The 19,261-nt window shown below is 40.0% G+C and carries 18 protein-coding genes; 9 read left to right on the top strand and 9 right to left on the bottom strand.

What is annotated here, in order from left to right; translation table 11 throughout:
• Positions 1-6 precede the first annotated feature (6 nt).
• Positions 7-1,476: a magnesium chelatase gene (locus tag ACQQ5U_RS03180; protein WP_437395493.1), complete on the top strand. Its 1,470-nt coding sequence runs from the start codon at positions 7-9 to the stop codon at positions 1,474-1,476.
• 13 nt (positions 1,477-1,489) lie between these two features.
• Here the strand turns inward: ACQQ5U_RS03180 and ACQQ5U_RS03175 are convergent, their stop codons facing one another.
• From ACQQ5U_RS03175 to epsC, 3 genes are all read right to left on the bottom strand, one after another.
• On the bottom strand, positions 1,490-1,972 hold the full coding sequence (locus tag ACQQ5U_RS03175) for a hypothetical protein (protein WP_437395492.1): 483 nt from the start codon (positions 1,970-1,972) through the stop codon (positions 1,490-1,492).
• 148 nt (positions 1,973-2,120) lie between these two features.
• Positions 2,121-3,005: a cysteine synthase CysM gene (cysM, locus tag ACQQ5U_RS03170; RefSeq protein ID WP_437395491.1), complete on the bottom strand. Its 885-nt coding sequence runs from the start codon at positions 3,003-3,005 to the stop codon at positions 2,121-2,123.
• Entirely contained in the window at positions 2,998-3,789 is a 792-nt protein-coding gene (gene epsC / locus ACQQ5U_RS03165) for a serine O-acetyltransferase EpsC (RefSeq protein ID WP_437395490.1), read from the bottom strand. The genes cysM and epsC overlap by 8 nt, the downstream gene beginning before the upstream one ends.
• 92 nt (positions 3,790-3,881) lie before the next feature.
• On the opposite strand from epsC, the gene ACQQ5U_RS03160 reads away from it, so the two are divergent.
• Positions 3,882-4,565, top strand: a complete 684-nt coding sequence (locus tag ACQQ5U_RS03160; protein WP_437395489.1) for a DUF2461 domain-containing protein — start codon at positions 3,882-3,884, stop codon at positions 4,563-4,565.
• Here the strand turns inward: ACQQ5U_RS03160 and ACQQ5U_RS03155 are convergent.
• A complete protein-coding gene (locus tag ACQQ5U_RS03155) occupies positions 4,551-4,964 on the bottom strand; it encodes a glyoxalase (protein WP_437395488.1) in 414 nt (137 codons plus the stop codon). The genes ACQQ5U_RS03160 and ACQQ5U_RS03155 overlap by 15 nt on opposite strands.
• Positions 4,965-5,273: 309 nt before the next feature.
• Between ACQQ5U_RS03155 and ACQQ5U_RS03150 the strand changes: the two genes are divergently transcribed.
• Positions 5,274-6,173, top strand: coding sequence for a DUF72 domain-containing protein (locus tag ACQQ5U_RS03150; protein ID WP_437395487.1), 900 nt, complete (start codon positions 5,274-5,276; stop codon positions 6,171-6,173).
• A 171-nt stretch (positions 6,174-6,344) separates the two neighbouring features.
• Entirely contained in the window at positions 6,345-6,764 is a 420-nt protein-coding gene (locus ACQQ5U_RS03145; protein WP_437395486.1) for an acyl-CoA thioesterase, read from the top strand.
• Here ACQQ5U_RS03145 and ACQQ5U_RS03140 read toward each other — a convergent pair.
• On the bottom strand, positions 6,761-8,044 hold the full coding sequence (locus tag ACQQ5U_RS03140) for a dipeptidase (RefSeq protein ID WP_437395485.1): 1,284 nt from the start codon (positions 8,042-8,044) through the stop codon (positions 6,761-6,763). The two genes, ACQQ5U_RS03145 and ACQQ5U_RS03140, sit on opposite strands and share 4 nt — an antisense overlap.
• A gap of 102 nt (positions 8,045-8,146) precedes the next feature.
• Here ACQQ5U_RS03140 and ACQQ5U_RS03135 point away from each other — a divergent pair, with 102 nt between their 5' ends.
• Positions 8,147-8,953 (top strand): hypothetical protein, encoded by an 807-nt coding sequence (locus ACQQ5U_RS03135; RefSeq protein WP_437395484.1) that lies wholly within the window; start codon positions 8,147-8,149, stop codon positions 8,951-8,953.
• An 11-nt stretch (positions 8,954-8,964) separates the two neighbouring features.
• Positions 8,965-9,324, top strand: coding sequence for a hypothetical protein (locus ACQQ5U_RS03130; RefSeq protein ID WP_437395483.1), 360 nt, complete (start codon positions 8,965-8,967; stop codon positions 9,322-9,324).
• Between the two features lie 410 nt (positions 9,325-9,734).
• On the opposite strand, the gene ACQQ5U_RS03125 is transcribed toward ACQQ5U_RS03130, so the two are convergent.
• Positions 9,735-10,598 carry a sigma-70 family RNA polymerase sigma factor gene (locus tag ACQQ5U_RS03125; RefSeq protein ID WP_100818963.1) on the bottom strand — a complete coding sequence of 288 codons (864 nt, stop codon included), beginning with the start codon at positions 10,596-10,598 and terminating at the stop codon, positions 9,735-9,737.
• Between the two features lie 245 nt (positions 10,599-10,843).
• Between ACQQ5U_RS03125 and ACQQ5U_RS03120 the strand changes: the two genes are divergently transcribed.
• Positions 10,844-12,355: a DEAD/DEAH box helicase gene (locus ACQQ5U_RS03120; RefSeq protein ID WP_437395482.1), complete on the top strand. Its 1,512-nt coding sequence runs from the start codon at positions 10,844-10,846 to the stop codon at positions 12,353-12,355.
• A gap of 115 nt (positions 12,356-12,470) precedes the next feature.
• On the top strand, positions 12,471-13,706 hold the full coding sequence (locus tag ACQQ5U_RS03115; protein WP_437395481.1) for a glycosyltransferase: 1,236 nt from the start codon (positions 12,471-12,473) through the stop codon (positions 13,704-13,706).
• On the opposite strand, the gene ACQQ5U_RS03110 is transcribed toward ACQQ5U_RS03115, so the two are convergent.
• From ACQQ5U_RS03110 to ACQQ5U_RS03100, 3 genes are all read right to left on the bottom strand, one after another.
• The gene (locus ACQQ5U_RS03110; protein WP_437395480.1) at positions 13,703-14,200 is read right to left on the bottom strand and encodes a hypothetical protein; all 498 of its coding nucleotides are present in this window, start codon (positions 14,198-14,200) and stop codon (positions 13,703-13,705) included. The genes ACQQ5U_RS03115 and ACQQ5U_RS03110 overlap by 4 nt on opposite strands.
• A 93-nt stretch (positions 14,201-14,293) precedes the next feature.
• Positions 14,294-15,976, bottom strand: coding sequence for an N-acyl-D-amino-acid deacylase family protein (locus ACQQ5U_RS03105; protein ID WP_437395479.1), 1,683 nt, complete (start codon positions 15,974-15,976; stop codon positions 14,294-14,296).
• Between the two features lie 68 nt (positions 15,977-16,044).
• Positions 16,045-16,758 carry an NUDIX hydrolase gene (locus ACQQ5U_RS03100; protein WP_437395478.1) on the bottom strand — a complete coding sequence of 238 codons (714 nt, stop codon included), beginning with the start codon at positions 16,756-16,758 and terminating at the stop codon, positions 16,045-16,047.
• Between the two features lie 83 nt (positions 16,759-16,841).
• On the opposite strand from ACQQ5U_RS03100, the gene ACQQ5U_RS03095 reads away from it, so the two are divergent.
• On the top strand, positions 16,842-19,253 hold the full coding sequence (locus ACQQ5U_RS03095; protein ID WP_437395477.1) for a glycoside hydrolase family 3 C-terminal domain-containing protein: 2,412 nt from the start codon (positions 16,842-16,844) through the stop codon (positions 19,251-19,253).
• Positions 19,254-19,261 lie beyond the last annotated feature (8 nt).

The following is a 19,261-nucleotide window of genomic DNA, read 5'->3' as shown; positions in this document are numbered from 1 at the left end:
CAACATATGAATTTGGATCATACCAATATTAAAACGCTAGGTGAACTTAAGTCAGCTGGTTATAAAAGCAAAAGCATTAAAAATGAGCTACGCGAGAATCTTTTGGAGAAAATATCCAAAGGAGAACAAGTGTTCGAAGGTGTCTGGGGTTACGAGAATTCTGTGATTCCAGAATTGGAAAGGGCAATTCTTTCCCGTCACAATATTAATTTATTAGGATTGCGCGGACAGGCAAAAACCCGTTTGGCTCGTTTGATGGTACAGTTATTGGACGAATGGATGCCTATTGTCGAAGGCTCTGAAATTCACGATGACCCATTGGAACCGATTTCCCGATATGCAACAGAGCTTATCAAAGAAAAGGGAGGTGATACTCCGATAAGCTGGATACACCGAAGTGAACGTTTTTATGAAAAGTTGGCTACACCAGATGTTACTGTAGCAGATTTGATAGGTGACGTTGACCCTATTAAAGCGGCCAATCTTAAACTTTCCTACGCTGATGATCGTGTGATTCATTTTGGAATGATACCGAGGGCCAACCGTTGTATTTTCGTAATCAATGAGCTTCCGGACCTTCAAGCAAGAATTCAAGTAGCCTTATTTAATATATTGCAGGAAGGTGACATACAGATTAGAGGATTCAAACTTCGTTTGCATTTGGATATTCAGTTTGTGTTTACCGCCAACCCTGAAGATTACACTAACCGGGGAAGCATTGTAACCCCTTTGAAGGATAGAATCGGTTCCCAGATTCTTACCCACTACCCAGAAACCATAGAGATTGCCAAAAAAATTACCAAGCAGGAAGCGCAGTTGGATAAACGTCAATCCGACTTTGTCTATGTACCCGAAATTGCAATGGATTTGTTGGAGCAAATCAGTTTTGAGGCAAGAAGGAGTGAATTCGTGGATGCAAAAAGCGGGGTAAGTGCCCGCATGAGCATCACAGCTTTCGAAAATTTATTGAGTACCGCCGAGCGTAGAGCCATTGTTGCAGGGGATAAGAAAACCAATGTCCGCTTAAGTGATTTTATGGGCGTAGTACCCTCTATTACAGGAAAAATAGAGTTGGTTTATGAAGGAGAGCAGGAGGGAGCTGGTTCCGTAGCTGAAAATTTAATCGAGGATGCTGCCAAGTCTTTGTTCCCCAATTATTTTCCGAAAATTGATAAACTTCAACGTAAAGAAGAAGAAAACGAGTACGATGAATTAATCAGCTGGTTCTTTGATGGTGAAGGTTTTGATTTAATGGACGATGAAAAAGAGGAAGATTATAAATCCAAACTGGATTCGATTGGCCCATTGAACAATCTTTTGAAGGAATATCAACCAGAAGTATCCAAAGAAGACTCCTATTTTCTAAAAGAACTATTGCTTTGGGGATTGGTTGCCCACAAAAAATTGAGCAAACATCGTTTTGAACAAGGGTACCAGTTTAAAGATTTGTACGGAAGTTTTATCCGAGGTCTATAGACTCTCATTATAATTACTGCCAAATATTTAGGTTGTCATTGTAGTTTTCAAAATTGAATATTCCAACATATCGTTTTCTCAACCAAAAAGTGTAAAGCGTTAGAATGGGGAGAATACTATATAGTACCAAAGAAAGAGTAGCCATTGGTTTAAAACTTGCAGGGATTACATGCTCACTATAGACGTTTATTGAATTTAAAACCATTGCGCTATCATAAATCTTAAAAACATATACAATTATTATAGCATATAAAATATACTCAATGTTTCGCATTTTTGGGTCCGGTAGCTCATCCTCAGAAATTTTAAACCATACAACATATAGATAAAGAAAATGTACCGAAGTAAGTACCGGGATGATGTAATTATCGGGTTTTAAAAAATAGAATTGGTTGGTATAAACACCATAAAAACTCAGAACAACCAAGGTTGATAAAACTACTACACTGGCCAGAATATTTCTTTTCCAAGTGATGATTTTTGACAGGGTTTTCATATCAAATTATAGATTTGGGACTATATTCAATATAAAGAACGGGTTTTTTAAAAGGCTATTTCAAAGAAATCGACAACCCGCAAATAATGTTGGATAATGCGAAAAATCCGACATAAAACCTGTAAAAGTTGATATGAAAATTGGGGGTTTAATCAAATAAGTCGGAAGACAAATAACGATCACCTCGATCACAAACAATGGAAACGATAGTTCCACTCTCCAAAGTTTCCGCAAGACGTAATGCAACAGCAGCAGCACCACCACTGCTCATCCCGGCAAATATACCTTCATCCTTGGCCAATCTTTTGGCCATTTCCGTGGCATCCTGCTCACTAACTTCCATTACGGTATCCACCTTCTCAGGATTAAAGATCTTAGGTAGGTATGCCCGTGGCCATTTTCGAATTCCCGGTATTTTGGAATCATCGGTTGGCTGTACACCCACGATTTGCACGTTGGGATTTTGCTCCTTTAAATAAGTTGAAGTTCCCATGATGGTTCCGGTAGTTCCCATACTGGATACAAAATGAGTAATTTGACCTTCCGTATCCCTCCATATTTCGGGGCCTGTGGTCTTATAATGTGCCTTCCAGTTATCATCATTGGCAAACTGGTTCAACATCTGAAATCCTTCATTCTTAACTTTTGCCTCAGCGTAATCCCGAGCTCCTTCAATGCCTACGTCCGCAGGGGTCAAAGTCACCTTAGCTCCATAGGCACGCATAGTTTGTACACGCTCTTTTGTAGAATTTTCAGGCATTACCAATTCAATATCAAGACCAAAAACACCAGCAATCATAGCCAAGCCGATACCGGTATTGCCACTTGTTGCCTCAATCAATTTAGTGGATTTGGAAAAATCCCCACGCTCCAGGCCACTTTTGATCATATTATATGCGGGTCTGTCCTTTACACTGCCTCCGGGATTATTTCCTTCAAGCTTGAACAGAATTTTTACGTTGGGGTTTGTATTCAATACTTTGGACTCCACCAAAGGTGTATTTCCAATAAGGTCTAGTATACTGTTAGACATTTGGGGTTGTCTTTATTTTAATTTCCGGTGTATGATAAACTTTTGAGTTGGGGGGAACGGACGAGGTAATCCATGCATTACCACCAATAATGGAATTTTCTCCGACTACGGTATCCCCACCCAAAATAGTTGCATTGGCATAAATCGTAACATTATTTTCAATGGTAGGGTGTCGTTTTGTTTTTTCCAAATTCTTGGCAACATAGAGTGCTCCCAAGGTAACCCCTTGATACAATTTGACATTATCATGGATTACTGCTGTTTCACCGATGACTACACCTGTAGCGTGATCTATAAAAAAGGATTTTCCAATTTTGGCTCCTGGGTTAATATCGACACCTGTTTGTCTGTGCGCATATTCCGTCATCATGCGTGGAATAAGGGGTACTCCTTCCACACATAGTTCGTGGGCCAACCTGTAAATCGCGATAGCGTAAAATCCTGGGTAAGCCATATAAATTTCCTGGATGGACAGTGAAGCTGGGTCACAGTTCAAAATGGCCTCGGCATCCAAATTCAAGTTTTCTAATATTTGTGGTAAATGGGAAATATAACTTCCCCAAAGTTCTTCACTAGGCTTTTCTAGATCCCAACAAGCCATATCCATTAGCTTATCGAACTTTTTTTCTAACAACTCCAAGTTAACGGCCACGGGTGTATTGGCATCAAATAAAGTGTAAAAAAGCGTATCTGTAAAATCTTCAGTTTCCTGCTTTAACCTATAATCTAGATAAGGCAGTTTTTTGTGCCTGTTGAGTTCGGCGATTATTTTTTCCTTGTCCATACTGCTCTTTATTGTCTTAAAATTAGACAAAAGCTTACCATAGGCCCATATAAAAGGGTAACTTTAGTTTAAAAATAACATATTATCGACATATGACGTCCAATATTAGAGTTTCCAAAGAGGTTTTTAATTTTCTAAGTGACCTTAAAAAAAACAACAATAAGGAATGGTTTGAAGAACATAAGCCCGAATTTAAAAAGTATCAATCCGAGGTGAAGACTTTTCTTGAAGCGGCAAAGGACAACTTGAACCATCATGATGAGATAGAAAAAACAAAGATGTTCCGTATTTATCGGGATGTGCGTTTTTCCAAGGACAAAACACCGTATAAAAGTCATTTTGCAGGTTTTTTCTCCCGCTTGGGTGCACATTTACGAGGCGGATATTACATTCATATAAAACCTGGAGAGTCTTTTTTGGGCGCAGGTTTTTTTGCTCCGAACAAGGAAGACCTCTTCCGAATTAGAAAAGAATTGGAAATGGATGCAGGTGAACTTCGAGAAGTCATCAACCAAAAAGAATTAAAAGCTATTTGGGGAGAGTTGAGAGGTGATGAGTTAAAAACCGCTCCCAAAGGATTTGATAAAGAACACCCCGATATTGACCTGATCCGAAAGAAACAGTTCATGTTCATACGCAATCTTACGGATGAAGAAGTTCTTGCCCAATCATTTTTAGATGAAGTGGACAAGTCGTACCGGGCCATTCGCCCTTATTTTGACTTGATGAGCGATATCCTGACCACTAACTTAAACGGAGAATCAATTTTGAAATAGGGCTTCCTCTTCCAAAAGTTGGATTTGATCTTTTAGCCGTTCCACTACCATATTCATCATTCTTTTGTTCAGGGCAGAGGAATTGGTAATGTAATCGCGGTATTCATCCACGGTAAATTGGCCAATGATCATTCCCTTTAGGGAATTCCTGAATTTGATATCCTTTTGGATGGCCCGCTCAATGTAATGGAACTTTTTCTCCAAGGAAAGCTCATAGAAAACACCCTTGTGTTTGTTCGCATAATTTTTGAATGCCTCTACCAATAAATCGTTTTGGAGTTTGATTACTGGTCGAAGGGTTTTGTTCTGAAAATGCTCATCAAAACCCATTTGACTGTTAAAATGTGACGCTGGGATCGTGGGACGAATGTCCAATCGACGGTCGGATTGTGAATCCATGGTAATGGTTTTTACTAAAATTACAGAATGATCCACCGCACGCTTGTAAATATGGCAATAGTTGTCAACGATGTTATGAACAACTTGAATCCTATAAAACAAAGTCGTATTAGAATAATTTAGATATCCAATAAAGGATAACACATAGCGCACAGATAGAGAATTCCAGGAACAACCAGTATCTGAATAGCTTGGAGAATTTAAAAGATATATTGAAGAATGACATATTTAAATATACTAAAACAATAGTAAGAATTTACCCCGCTAATAATCTTATTTTTATAAATTAACACCAAAGCATGCCCAACTATGAAATTCGGAAAAGTAGACCATCCAGAACTTATAGATTTTACGATTCCCCCCGACCATCCTGATACTTCAGCGATTTTAGCCAAAAATAAAACTGGTGCGGATACAAAAGTTTTTGTCGGCTGTGCCAAATGGAACAGGCAAGAACTCAAGAATTTCTACCCAAGAGGCACAAAAGATGAATTAGCGTATTATTCCACGCAATTCAACAGCATTGAGCTCAACGCTACATTTTATCGCATATTTCCGGCAGAACAATATGAAAAATGGCGAGACAAAACACCCGAAGGTTTTAAGTTTTTTCCAAAAATGACCAATGAAGTCAGTCATTTAAGGCGAATGAACGATAAGGCACTGGATGCCGCGGACCGCTATTTGGAAGTGACTTCTTTGCTTGGTGATAAACTTGGGACCATATTTTTGCAAATGCACAACAACTTTGGTCCCAAAAATTGGGACAGGGTAGTGCGCTTTGTGGAATACTGGCCCAAAGAGTTTCCTTTGGCCATGGAATTTAGACATACAGATTGGTTTACCGACGAAAAAGTGGCGCAAGAACTATATCATTTACTCGAAGAAAACAATATTTCCAATATTTTAGTGGATACTGCAGGGAGGAGAGACCTTATGCACATGCGGTTGACCAATAATGAGGCTTTTATACGATATGTTGGGGCCAATCATAAATCCGATTATCCGCGTTTAGATGATTGGATAGAGCGTTTATCCTCTTGGAAATCCATGGGGCTAGAGAACATCCATTTCTTTGTACATCAGAACCTTGAATTGGAATCTCCATTGTTGTCAGCCTATTTTATTGAGCAATTGAATGCTAAAATGGGCTTTGACCTTCACATTCCTAAGACCACTTTACCACCACAAAAGGATTTATTCGATTAAATGGGAGCAAACCCATCAAGTTCAAAATTCCGGGGCATCTAAATTATTTACTCAACACTTGCCCTCTATGAAATATTTCAAATTCGTAATTCGCATCAATTAAAGGGGTTAACAGGAAAAATCTTCAAAGGATTGATCTAACTTTGTACTAGAATTTTAAAAGTTTCAATTATGCGATTTCATACAAGGAAATGGGTAAAGCCAGAGGATTTGAACGCCAATGGAACTCTTTTTGGAGGCAAAGTCCTTGCCTGGATAGACGAAGAAGCTGTTCTATATACCATTATACAACTCGAGAACAAGAAAATTGTAACCAAATACATGTCCGAAATCAACTTTATGAGTACCGCCCACGAGGGAGATATCATAGAAATCGGGATAGAGGTTATAAAATTCGGGGTCACCTCAATTTCGCTCAACTGTGAAGTTAGAAATAAGATGACCCACGAAAGTATTGTTACGGTAGACAATATTATTATGGTGAACCTAGACGATAACGGAAATCCAAAGGCCCACGGCAAAACGAAAATAGAATACGTTAAGGACCGTTTGGCCAAAAAGGAAAAAGAAGAAGAAAAAGCCTCTTCTTAATTCAAGGATTTAGCTACGGCCTGAACCTCGTCCAATACTCTTAATAGGTTTTCACCCCATAGTTTGGCAATTTCCTCCTCGGTATAGCCTCTCTTCACCAATTCCAAGGTTACATTAAAGGTTTCAGATGCATCTGACCAACCTTCGATACCACCACCTCCGTCAAAATCGGAGCTGATACCTACGTGGTCAATTCCAATCAAATCCACCATGTAGTCAATGTGATCCACAAAGTCGGATACATTTACGGCTGGTGGTACATTGGGGTCGGTTTCGGCCATTTCTTTACCAATGTTCATCACTTTTCTGTAGTTCGCAAAAAACTCTTCACGTTGCTCATCTGTTAAAGAACCAAACTGAGAACGCTCGTACCATGCAATATCCAATGAATCTGCTACTTTTTTATAAACTTCGGTCATATAAGCCGACCGGGCTTCGTGCTTTTCTGTGTTCAAATAAGAGCTAAAAGCTACGGTCTGCACTACGCCACCGTTTTCTTTCATCAACATCAATTGCTCATCATCCAAGTTACGGCTATGGCCGCAAAGTGCCCTTGCCGAAGAGTGCGAAGCGATAATTGGAGCTTTAGTAAGCTCAATCATCTGTTTCATGGCTTCTTTGGATGGGTGGGACACATCGATCATAATCCCTACACGGTTCATTTCAGCAACCGCTTCCTTACCTAGGTCACTAAGTCCATTATGAAGCCAAACGCTATCTTTTTCTCCAGTATTGGAATCACTGAACTGGCTATGCCCGTTGTGTGCCAATGAGATGTATCGGGCTCCGAGTTTTTCGTATTCTTCAATTTTGGAAAGGTCTTCGCCAATCGGATAAGCATTTTCCACACCGATCATAGCTACTTTTTTTCCAGCGGCCACAATTCGTCTGACATCATGCGAAGTCAAAGCCAATTCAATCTGGTCAGGAGCAATTTCTTCACAAAGTTTGTGGATGGCATCAAATTTAGAGATTGCATTTTCGGAGGCTTTTGTATACCCTTCAATGGTGAGGGTATCCTGTCCCGTGTACACAATAAACCAGGCTACGTCCAATCCACCCTCTTTCATTTTGGGCAAGTTGACTTGTGTGTCCAAATTTTGGGTGTAGTTGATGCTGTCCGTGAAATTTTGAACGTTGATATCATCATGGGTATCAATCGTAATCACAGAATCGTGGATTCTCTGGGCTTTTTCTTCCAAGGTTTCGGTCTTTTCAGTTTTTTTTTCTCCACAGGAGATTAATAGGGTAAGGCTAAAGAACAAATAAAAATATTTCATGGTTGGTTTTTTTTACACATACAAATAACGCAATTTGACAACAATATCCGAGCGCTACGGAACAATAAATTGTAATACCTCAGTTTTATCAACATTTTTAGAATGATTAATAACCATTATAGCAATAAGTTGGGAACACGAGAATTGTTAACGTATCTAGAAAAGCTGGAAATAGGATTGAGCTCATTCTCTTACGAGGAATTAGGAGTTGTTGAAGCAGGAGAACTCAAAAAATCTTTCGAGGTATTCAAGATAGGACTGGAAAACAAAGTTTTTGGGGTTTCGGAAATGAAACAACTGGAAAACATTTATAAAAAAGTTGGAATCCAAAGTCTTGACAATAGACAATTCAACATATCCGAAAGCACCAAGTTTTTATCACTGATCAAAGCCCTTGAGAATTCCCCATTATCCAAAGAGCAAAATGAAATCGTGAAAGAACTTAAAAAGATAGTACATAGTACAAAGGAAGAAGCTCAAAATTCAGATAAAACTACCCATAGCATGTCTACCGATTTTGAATTTATAGAAAAAAGCTTGCAGGCCGGGTTTGCCAACCAAAGTATTGATCTAAAACCTGTTTTGGAAGATTGTATGGGGCAGATGGAGCTCTTGGAAGAGTTAGTTCGCATGTTCAAGCAAAACGTATGGGAGTTTATAGGCAATGCAAAAATCAACTTATTAAACGAAAACTTTAGCGCGCTGGAATTAGCTTGCCAAAAAGTTATGCCTTCGTTGCGAATGTTAAAAACCTATGGTCTTTTGGAAGTCGCACAACAAGTATCAAGATTGTGTAAAACTGATAAGGACTTAAAGCATCTTGCTTTTTTATACGATCAGTTTCTGCAAGAATATCCGCGCATTCAGGAGCAGATAGACTTTGAAATGGAAATGTACAGGACTATGTAAAAAAAACTACCATGGAAAACAGCAATCTCCCAAAGTATTTACAAAGTGTTTTTTATCCCTTGTTCCAGCATGCAAAGGATCTTGAATGCCGGTTAATGCTTCTGGATGAAATGTTGGAGGTAGGGGATAAGAAGGAAATTCCTTTTCTAACTGAGTTGGAATCCCATGAAAATCCAAAAATATGCAATAAGGCTTTTGAAATTAAAAATGAATTGCGATCCAAATTGGGCGTAATGTCCGATACAGAACGACGAAGGTTGCCTATGAACCTTTGTTTTATCTATGATGAATTCAATATTAGACCGAGCAAAGTTGATAAAGATCTCGACTTTGAGATAGAACTGGACATTTTAAACATGAAACAGAAATAGGGTTTCACCACCCAAAGTGGGATTTTCACCACATTTTAGGATTTTAAAATAATCTTTAAAATGAATTAACGTTATACCTAAAACCCCGACAAATAAACCAAAGATTACAATGTTATACGATACCTACGGAGAAGAATACCTGGCATTTTTACAAGAACTGAACGAAATTTTGACAGTTAACGAACTTGCCGAACTTGATTACCTATAGTAGACAAACACCCCAAAATTTGTTACCATGAAAAACCATAACAAAGAAAATACCGCTTACTTAAATTTTATTCAAGATTTAAAAGACATACTCACTGACTTTGATATTAGTCTTTTGAGTAAACCATGATGCTTAAGTGTATATCATAAAAAAGGGGATGCTGATAACAACATCCCCTTTTTTATTTATAACATTTTGGCAATTATCCCAAGTAGGACTTAAGAATCTTACTTTTTGAAGTATGCCTTAATTTTCTAATTGCTTTTTCACGTATTTGACGCACACGTTCTCTTGTCAAATCAAAGGTGCTGCCTATTTCTTCCAAGGTCATGGAAGGTTGGTCCCCAATTCCATAATATAATCGTACCACATCGGCTTCTCTTGGAGAGAGCGTGTCCAATGCCCTGTTGATTTCTGTATTCAACGACTGGTGCATCAAACCTTTGTCGGGCTTTGGAGAGTCACCGGCATTCAATACATCATACAAATTGGACGTTTCTCCTTCTTTTAAAGGTGCATCCATAGACACGTGACGTCCAGTATTCTTTAAGGATTGTTTTACTTCTGAAACCGTCATATCCAGCTCTTTTGCAATTTCTTCTGGCGATGGCGGACGCTCATGAGCTTGTTCCAGGTAAGAGAATGTCTTTTTAATCTTATTGATAGATCCGATTTTATTCAGTGGCAATCGAACCACACGGGATTGTTCTGCCAAGGCCTGCAGAATGGATTGTCGAATCCACCAAACCGCATAGGAAATAAATTTAAATCCACGGGTTTCATCAAAACGTTTGGCGGCCTTTACCAACCCAACGTTACCTTCATTGATCAAATCCGGTAATTTTAATCCTTGATTTTGATATTGTTTTGCTACAGACACCACAAACCTAAGGTTTGCATTCGTTAATTTTTCTAAAGCAGCTTGATCGCCGGCCCTAATCTTTTGTGCTAACTCAACTTCCTCTTGCGCTGTGATCAGATCAATTTTACTGATATCCTGCAAATATTTGTCAAGTGATTTGGATTCCCGGTTCGTGACCTGTTTGATTATTTTTAGCTGCCTCATTCTTAATATCTGGTTTACAAGTGTTATAAGCTATCATTATACATCATAATCTCCATTTTTCCAAGTCCAAAATGTTATTCTTATCAAAATGTTATAAGCAAATTCGGGAAATAATGAAAATAACACACAATTATGGATTGTTGATACAATTTTGATAGAAAAGCCTTCGAGTATTGGTCTCTCGCACAAAAAACCTCTAATTTTGTAGGGTTTTTTATTTAAGAATCCATAATGCCATTTTTCCTTTGGAAGTAAACAAAACAGTTAAGAAGAAAACCTTATACGATTATCAGGAAGAAGACCTGAATAAAATCTTCAAACATTTGGAGAAGCTTCCTCCAGGTACCAATATTTTGTATCAATTGCCCACCGGAGGTGGTAAAACCGTGGTGTTTTCCGAGATAACCCGACGGTTTATCGAGCAGACCGGCAAGAAGGTGATGGTACTTACACACCGGATTGAGCTTAGTAAGCAAACTTCCAAAATGCTCCATGGTTTCGGGGTGGCCAATAAAGTCATCAATAGCGAAGTCAAGGAACTGCATGATCAGGACGACTATATGTGTTTTGTGGCCATGGTGGAGACCCTGAACAATCGTTTACAGGAAGAAAAGGTGAAAATCAATAATATTGGGCTGGTCATTATCGATGAGGCCCACTACAATTCCTTTAGAAAACTCTTCAAATATTTTGAGGATTCCACCATTTTGGGGGTTACGGCAACTCCATTGAGTTCCAATATCAAACTTCCCATGAAGGACAACTATAAACATTTGATTATAGGGGAATCCATTAAATCATTGATAGATAAACAGTTTTTGGCCAAGGCCAACCTTTATAATTACGACGTAAGCCTTCGCACCTTAAAGTTAGGTATCAATGGGGACTACACCGTAAAATCTTCCGATGAGTTCTACAGCGCCCACAGCATGTTGGGTAAATTGCTCACGGCCTACGAAGAGATTGCAAAGGGTACCAAAACATTGATTTTCAATAATGGTATCAACACCTCGCTCTACGTTTACGAAACCTTTAAAAAGGCAGGTTATAACGTTCGACATTTGGACAATAAAAATACGGCCACGGAACGAAAGGAGATTCTAGAATGGTTTGCAGAGACTCCAGATGCCATTCTAACTTCGGTTAGTATTCTTACCACTGGTTTTGATGAACCCACGGTCAAATCCATTATTCTGAATCGGGCAACGCGTTCCCTTACGCTATATTTTCAAATGATTGGTAGGGGTTCCAGAGTTTTGCCCAACAAGGATAAGTTCAATGTAATCGATATGGGTAACAACTTAGCCCGTTTTGGACCCTGGGATGCACCTATAGACTGGCAGGAAATCTTTCACTTCCCGGACTTTTATCTGGAGAACATTAAAAATGATGAAGAAATTGAGCGCGAATTTGTCTATGAAATGCCTGATGAGTTGCGCGCCAAGTTCAGTAAATCCGACAATATAACTTTTGATGTAAAAGCAGAATACAAAAAGATATTCGCACAAGGACAAAAATCCAAGGTGGTATTGGAAAAAAGTATTGAACAACACGCCCAAATTTGCGTGGAAAATAGCGAAGATGTTTTCGATGCCCGTATTTTGGCCAAGGAACTCAAGGATGAGATTTCCTACCGAGTGAAACAGTATTCTTATTGCATCATGAACAATACCAAAAACTACAAAGAGTGGTTGGAGGAAGATTATGAGCGCAAACTCCGTTCCAGTATTTCCAAAATGTTCGCGGCAAAAATGTAGGTTGGATTATCTGATCTTGAATTGTTGGATTCTTGGAATATACTTTTCGAAATTTGATTTATTAGCTTGAGTTTGCTCTTTTACTTTAAACTCCCAACTTCGTACTTTTATCCACATGTCAAAAAAACTCCTTGTCATTGGTTATGTATGGCCAGAGCCCGCCACCACGGCCGCTGGATGTCGCATGCAGCAGTTGTTGGAAGCTTTTAAAAATTTTGGCTACGATATTGTCTTTGCCAGCACGGCCGGCAAAACGGAGTATAGTTTGGATTTACAAACAATGGGGGTCAAGGAAGCTGGGATACAGCTCAACCACTCCAGCTTTGATGGATTTATACAGGAACTAGCTCCCGACATAGTGCTGTTCGACCGTTTTATGGTCGAAGAGCAATTTGGATGGCGTGTCTCGAAATTTGTCCCCAACGCTTTGCGTATTCTAAACACCGAAGATCTACATGCCTTACGCAAGAGTAGGGAGGAGGCTCACAAAAAAAACCAACCCTTTAAGGTTGATGATTGGAAAAACCATCCAACAACATTACGGGAAGTGGCCAGTATTTATCGTTGCGACCTTAGTTTGATGATTTCCTCTTACGAGATGGAAATTTTACAGCGAGAACTCCAAATCCCAGCAAAATTATTACTCCATTTACCCTTTATGGTCGATAAACCGACTGTATCTCAGTCAAACTTTGAAGAGCGTAAACACTTTATTAGTATCGGTAACGGTAAACATGCCCCTAACCTAGATGCTGTAAAAGTATTGAAGCAGGAAATTTGGCCAAGAATCCGAAAACAACTTCCAGAAGCCGAACTACATATTTATGGCGCGTATTTACCGCAGCAAATCATGGAAATGCATACCCCAAAAACCGGTTTCTATATTAAAGGTTGGGCAAACGATGTAAATACCGTACTTAACAATTCGCGTGTTTTGTTGGCCCCATTACAGTTTGGTGCCGGTATCAAAGGAAAATTATTGGACGCAATGAAAACGGGAACACCAAGTGTAACAACATCCATTGGTGCTGAGGGCATGCATGGCAATTTACCCTGGAACGGTACAATAACCGACAATTGGGATCATTTTGTGAAAGCCTCAGTGGAATTGTACCAAAACCAAACTACTTGGCATAATGCCCAACAACAAGGAAATGAATTGCTACAAGCTTTCTATAACAAGGAAGCTTTACAAAGTAAGTTGAGCGAAAAATTACGAGAATTAAGCAAAGTTTTGGAAGCTCACCGTGCACAAAATTTTATTGGAAAATTGTTACAGCACCAGACCATGGCCAGCACCAAGTATATGGCCAAATGGATTGAGGAGAAAAATAAAAATAAGGGAGACTAATCCAAACGACCAATAATGCCTTCACCAGTCTGTGTATCCACTAATCCACGTTCGGTACCTGAATGAGCATCTCGATTTTCATGGATTTGAATTTGCTGTCCCATTTGAAATTGCTTCTGAAGTGATTCAATATCCAAAACAGTATCAAAATACATCCAATCCGCAGTTTGTTTGGTCCAGCTACGACCATAAAAGGTCATGGGAATGCTCTTTTCCAGCAAATGGTTGGCCAGCTGCCTCAAATATGGGGACTGAATCCAGTTTGTTTTGTCCTGAAAATACCTTTCAAATTCGTGCAGCGTAGTTAGGAGGGGGTGGGGCAGGCCCACTGCTTCACGAACCAACAAGGCGAACGAGCGATCAAAGTCGGCATGTCCCTGTAGAGAGCGGACTTTGTTTATGAGCTGTTGTAGTTTTTTTTTGTTTTGAGGTTGATTGATTTCGTTGGTCAAAGCCAATAATAGCTTTGTCTTTTCATCTGAGAAATTTTTCATCGATTTCAATCATTGATTTAATAGGTTTTGGTGTATTGACATTTACACTCAAAGTGGTTTTACCATCGTAATCAGGTTCTTCCCATTTCCGATTTATTTTTTGTTGTATCCAGGTCCACGAACCACTCGTCCTGGGGTTTCTCCTGTATGTTCGCTATCTTTTAATACTTGGATGCCATTCACAAAAACATGCCGTACTCCTTCAGAATATTGATGGGGATCTTCAAAAGTGGCCTTATCGGTAATAGTTTTGGGATCAAACAATACCACATCAGCATAATTCCCTTCGGTAAGGCTCCCGCGTTTTTGGATCTTAAGGTTACTGGCGGGCAGTTGTGTTAACTTATGTACTGCTTCTTCCAAGGAAATCACCTGCTCGTCCCGCACATATTTGCCCAATAAGCGAGCAAAGTTGCCATAAGTTCTAGGATGCGTACTCGATTTAAGGAAAACACCTTCGGTAGCTGGAGAACCGGCATCCGAGCCAAAACTCATCCAGGGTAGGGCAATTTGTTTTTTTACATTTTCTTCGGACATCAAAAAGTAAATGGTTCCTACACGACTGCCATCTTGCACCACCAAATCCATTGCGGTTTCTTCTGGAGAAATACCTCGCATTTCTGCAACTTCTTTTAGGTTTTTTCCTGTTAGATATTTTAAAGAGTCTGCTCTAAATCCAACCAACAATATTTTACTTGGGTCACCTGCGGCCATCATCAGACTTTCCCATTCATCCGTCGGCGTAGTCATTTCTTCTTTTACTTTTTTTCGGATGGCTGGATCTTGTAAGCGCTCTGCCCATTTATCGTACCCGCCTTCCTGTACCCACGGTGGCATGGAAGCATCCAAACCAGTGGCCCCGGCCACATAATTATACATGTCGGCGGTAATGTGCAATCCCGCAGCATTGGCTGAATCCACTTTGGCCACTACATCATCGAACTTTTCCCAATTTTCTTTGCCACTTTGCTTTAAGTGATAGATTTCTGCTCGAATACCTGCCTCATCAGCTATCCGAATCAATTCATCCAAACTCTCCAATAAACGAGAGCCTTCGCTACGCATATGGCTGATGTACATGCCATCATATTTGGCAGCGACCTTACAGAGTTCAATCAATTCTTCGGTACTGGAATAAAATGCAGGGGCATAAATTAAGGAGGAACCCACACCGAGGGCACCTTCTTCCATGGCTTGTTTTACCATCAATCGCATCGTGTCCAATTCTTGTGGAGTAGGGGCACGGTCTTCATAGCCTACCGTGTTTATGCGTAAAGTGGTTGCGCCTACAAAAGATGCTACATTGGGAGAAATGCCTTTACGGGTCAGATATTCCAAATACTCATTCAAGCTGTTCCATTCGATGTCATATTTGATATCTCCCTGATTCTCTTGTTCTTCTTTTTTCATGGATTCGTTGAGCGGCCCCATAGACCAGCCTTCACCAAAAACCTCCAAGGTGACCCCTTGTTTAATGTCGGCCATGGATCTACCGTCCTCAATCAAGGATTCTGTGGCCCAGCTCAACATATTGATAAATCCAGGAGCGACGGCCAAACCAGTAGCATCTATCTCTTTGGTTCCCGTAGCATCTTCCAAATCGCCAACAGCGGCAATCGTATCCCCATTGATACCTACATCTCCAGTGTACGATGGATTCCCCGACCCATCCACAATTTGTCCGTTCTTAATCAGGACATCAAAATTTTGGGGTTGAGAACAGCTGGCCAAAATAAGAAGCACGGCAAGCCATGGGTAATAATGGATGGGTTTCATAGGTTGGTTATTTAGTGAGAGAACCAAGTTATGCTATTTTCGGCAAACCAAAAAGTAAGTCACTGATGCTAAGCCTTTTTAACTCGATATTGATATGGATTACGTCCAGGCGTCTCTTTTTTGAGCTTTGGCAAGCGCTCAAATGCACCAGATGCAATCATTTTTTTCTGGAAACGGCTTCGGTCTAAATTTTCTCCTAAAATAGTCTGGTGCAATCCATGTAATTGCGGCATGGTAAACTCCTTGGGCAGAAGGTTATATGTTAACTGCTCGTGCTGAATGTCTTCTTTTAAACGCTTTTTAGCAGTCAGTACAATTTTCTTATGGTCCATCCACATCTTGGGAAGTTCATCTATATTAAACCATGCAAAGGCGTCATCCAAATTGCCTATGACAGGTTTGGTCTTTTCAAAATCCACCAAGGAATAATGTGCCAGCGTCACAAAGCGGTCATTTAACCAAGTGTTTTCTTTGAAGGGAAGATGGTTCTCCTCAAAAAAATGTTTCCATTCCTCAGTAAACTTTCGGTTTTCACCACCGAAAACGGACAAAAACTTAAAATGTGGGTCTTTGAGTCCAGTACGCTCTCTTAATATTCTAACCGTGGCATCTTCCACTGACTCTGTCCTGAGTATATACCCTCCAGGAAGTAGCCATTTATCTCCAATTTGAAGTAGAAGGCACTTGAGTTCACCCTCATGGAATCCAATTATTACCATATCAACCGAAAGGTTGGGTAAAAAAAGCTTTTCTCCTTTTTCAATGAATTCCTTAAAGTCCATTTAACAAAAATAATGATTTGTGTCACATTGCCACAAAAAAATGATGTTTATATTTGTGACTTATTGTCACAAACTAAACGACCATGAAAAAAGCATTTCGAATTACATTAAAAACATTAGGTATCATCCTTGCTATCTTAATTTTTGGAGGATTACTGGGATGGTGGTACGTAAGCTCTCAATTTCTGAATTTTGAGAACGACTATACAGAAAAAAAAAATATTCCAGCACTTACTATTGATGGATATACCTTTCTAGACCGAAACGATAATGGAGCATTGGATGTGTATGAAGATGATAGAGCATCCCTTGAGGATAGAGTAGTGGACCTATTTTCTCAAATGACCTTGGAAGAAAAAATTCATATTCTGAAAGGTTCCGGAATGGCATCAGGTATGGGCATGGTCGACCCCGAAGAGGGCATTCCCGGTGTGGTAGGCACCATTGTCGCAACTCCTAGATTGGGTATTCCCGCCATAAACCTGTCCGACGGCCCTGCAGGACTTCGTATTGAACCAACTCGGGAAGGGGTTGATCGCACATTTTATGCTACAGCTTTCCCTATTGCTACGCTTTTGGCCTCTACTTGGAATACCGAATTGGTATATAATGTGGGAAATGCCATGGGCAACGAAGCATTGGAATATGGAATTGATGTAATTCTTGGGCCAGGCGCCAATATCCACCGTCACCCGTTTTGCGGTCGAAATTTTGAATACTATTCCGAAGACCCGGTGGTAACAGGGAAAATTGGAGCCGCCATGGTCAATGGTATTGAATCCAACGGAATCGGGACATCGGTAAAACATTTTGTGGCCAATAACCAAGAGACCAACAGAAACTATAACGACACTCGGGTTTCTGACCGAGCCATGCGCGAAATTTACCTGAAAGGATTCGAAATTATCGTGGAAGATGCCCAACCTTGGACTATCATGTCCTCTTACAATAAAGTCAATGGGACCTATACTGCTGAAAGTAGAGATTTGTTGACCGATATTTTACGGGATGATTGGGGCTTTAAAGGACTAGTGATGTCCGATTGGTTTGGTGGCAATGATGCCGTGGCCATGGTAAATGCAGGAAACGATTTATTGGAGCCTGGCACCAAAAAACAATGGAAAGCTCTTACCAAAGGTTATGGAGATGGTACTTTGGATATGGATGCGGTGGACACTTCAGTTAAAAGAATCCTGACTCTGGCTTTAAAAAGCAAGAAGATGAAAGATTACACCTATGGTGAAAATCCAGATTTGGAAGCACATGCCGAAATCACTAGAAAATCAGCTTCAGAGGGAATGGTCTTATTGAAGAATGACAACGTATTGCCGTTGGAAAAAGGTAAAAATGTGGCGCTTATCGGAGTATATTCCTATGATTTTATCGCTGGTGGAACCGGTTCAGGGGATGTAAATGAAGCCTACACAGTTTCTCTGGAAGAAGGGCTTGCCAATACTGGGTTTTCCATAAATCAAAAAGCAAAAGAAGTCTACCAAAAACATAAAAGTGCCAATCCAGAAGCATTTATAAAACCAGAAGGCATGTCGGCCATGTTCAACCCATACCTTCCTCCAGAAATGTCGTATGATGATGCTATGATGCAAGATATTGCCCACGATAGTGATTTGGCAATTATCACCATTGGTCGAAACAGTGGAGAAGGCGGAGATAGAGTAGTGGAGGATAATTTTCTCCTTTCAGAAGCAGAAAAAAAGATGTTGAGTGCAGCCTGTGAAGCTTTTCATGCTGTAAACAAAAGAGTTATTGTGGTTTTGAACATTGGTGGGGTCATCGAAACTGCATCTTGGAAAGACCAACCTGATGCTATTGTTCTGGCTTGGCAAGGTGGGCAAGAAGGTGGGAATGCCGTAGCCGATATTTTGAGTGGAAGGGTAAATCCAAGTGGGAAGCTGACGATGACCTTTCCCATAGATATAAATGACCATGCCAGTAATTCCAATTTCCCACAAAATGGGTTGCCAATGCAAATTACAGATATGCTATTTGGCAAAGATGAAGTTCCTGAAGATGAAATGGTTAAAAATGTTGATTACACCAATTATGAAGAGGGGATTTACGTAGGATACCGTCATTTTGATAAAGCCGGTAAGGATGTCTCCTATCCCTTCGGTTATGGAATGTCCTACACAAATTTTGAATATGGTGATATGGAATTGATTCATGAGAATGATACACTTAAAGTGTCCATACCGATAACCAATATTGGTGATGTAAAGGGCAAGGAGGTTGTGCAATTCTATGTTTCCAAGGATTCTACACAAATAGATAGACCAGTACAAGAGCTGAAAGCCTTTGCCAAAACTACGATGTTAACCTCTGGAACTACAGACACACTTGAAGTAAACATACCCGTAAAAAGTCTTCGGTATTGGAACGAAAAAAGTTCTCAATGGACCCTGGAGCCTGGCAGCTATGTTATCAGGGCCGGGGCTTCGTCCAGAGACATTGAAAAGTCAGTGCGAATAAAAATTTAACTAGGTAG

Origin of the sequence: Flagellimonas lutimaris, assembly GCF_051494225.1 — a bacterium.
GTDB lineage: Bacteria > Bacteroidota > Bacteroidia > Flavobacteriales > Flavobacteriaceae > Flagellimonas > Flagellimonas lutimaris_A.
Note: the sequence above shows the minus strand (reverse complement) of the source record. Positions and strands in the feature narration are given on the sequence as shown.

Coding starts and splice junctions, on each gene's coding strand:
- ACQQ5U_RS03115 (WP_437395481.1), top strand. CDS start 12,471: ATGTCAAAAAAACTCCTTGTCATTGGTTATGTATGGCCAGAGCCCGCC.
- epsC (WP_437395490.1), bottom strand. CDS start 3,789: ATGGACAAGGAAAAAATAATCGCCGAACTCAACAGGCACAAAAAACTG.
- ACQQ5U_RS03160 (WP_437395489.1), top strand. CDS start 3,882: ATGACGTCCAATATTAGAGTTTCCAAAGAGGTTTTTAATTTTCTAAGT.
- ACQQ5U_RS03135 (WP_437395484.1), top strand. CDS start 8,147: ATGATTAATAACCATTATAGCAATAAGTTGGGAACACGAGAATTGTTA.
- ACQQ5U_RS03130 (WP_437395483.1), top strand. CDS start 8,965: ATGGAAAACAGCAATCTCCCAAAGTATTTACAAAGTGTTTTTTATCCC.
- ACQQ5U_RS03175 (WP_437395492.1), bottom strand. CDS start 1,972: ATGAAAACCCTGTCAAAAATCATCACTTGGAAAAGAAATATTCTGGCC.
- ACQQ5U_RS03180 (WP_437395493.1), top strand. CDS start 7: ATGAATTTGGATCATACCAATATTAAAACGCTAGGTGAACTTAAGTCA.
- ACQQ5U_RS03095 (WP_437395477.1), top strand. CDS start 16,842: ATGAAAAAAGCATTTCGAATTACATTAAAAACATTAGGTATCATCCTT.
- ACQQ5U_RS03140 (WP_437395485.1), bottom strand. CDS start 8,044: ATGAAATATTTTTATTTGTTCTTTAGCCTTACCCTATTAATCTCCTGT.
- ACQQ5U_RS03155 (WP_437395488.1), bottom strand. CDS start 4,964: ATGGATTCACAATCCGACCGTCGATTGGACATTCGTCCCACGATCCCA.
- ACQQ5U_RS03150 (WP_437395487.1), top strand. CDS start 5,274: ATGAAATTCGGAAAAGTAGACCATCCAGAACTTATAGATTTTACGATT.
- ACQQ5U_RS03145 (WP_437395486.1), top strand. CDS start 6,345: ATGCGATTTCATACAAGGAAATGGGTAAAGCCAGAGGATTTGAACGCC.
- ACQQ5U_RS03125 (WP_100818963.1), bottom strand. CDS start 10,598: ATGAGGCAGCTAAAAATAATCAAACAGGTCACGAACCGGGAATCCAAA.
- ACQQ5U_RS03100 (WP_437395478.1), bottom strand. CDS start 16,758: ATGGACTTTAAGGAATTCATTGAAAAAGGAGAAAAGCTTTTTTTACCC.
- ACQQ5U_RS03105 (WP_437395479.1), bottom strand. CDS start 15,976: ATGAAACCCATCCATTATTACCCATGGCTTGCCGTGCTTCTTATTTTG.
- cysM (WP_437395491.1), bottom strand. CDS start 3,005: ATGTCTAACAGTATACTAGACCTTATTGGAAATACACCTTTGGTGGAG.
- ACQQ5U_RS03110 (WP_437395480.1), bottom strand. CDS start 14,200: ATGAAAAATTTCTCAGATGAAAAGACAAAGCTATTATTGGCTTTGACC.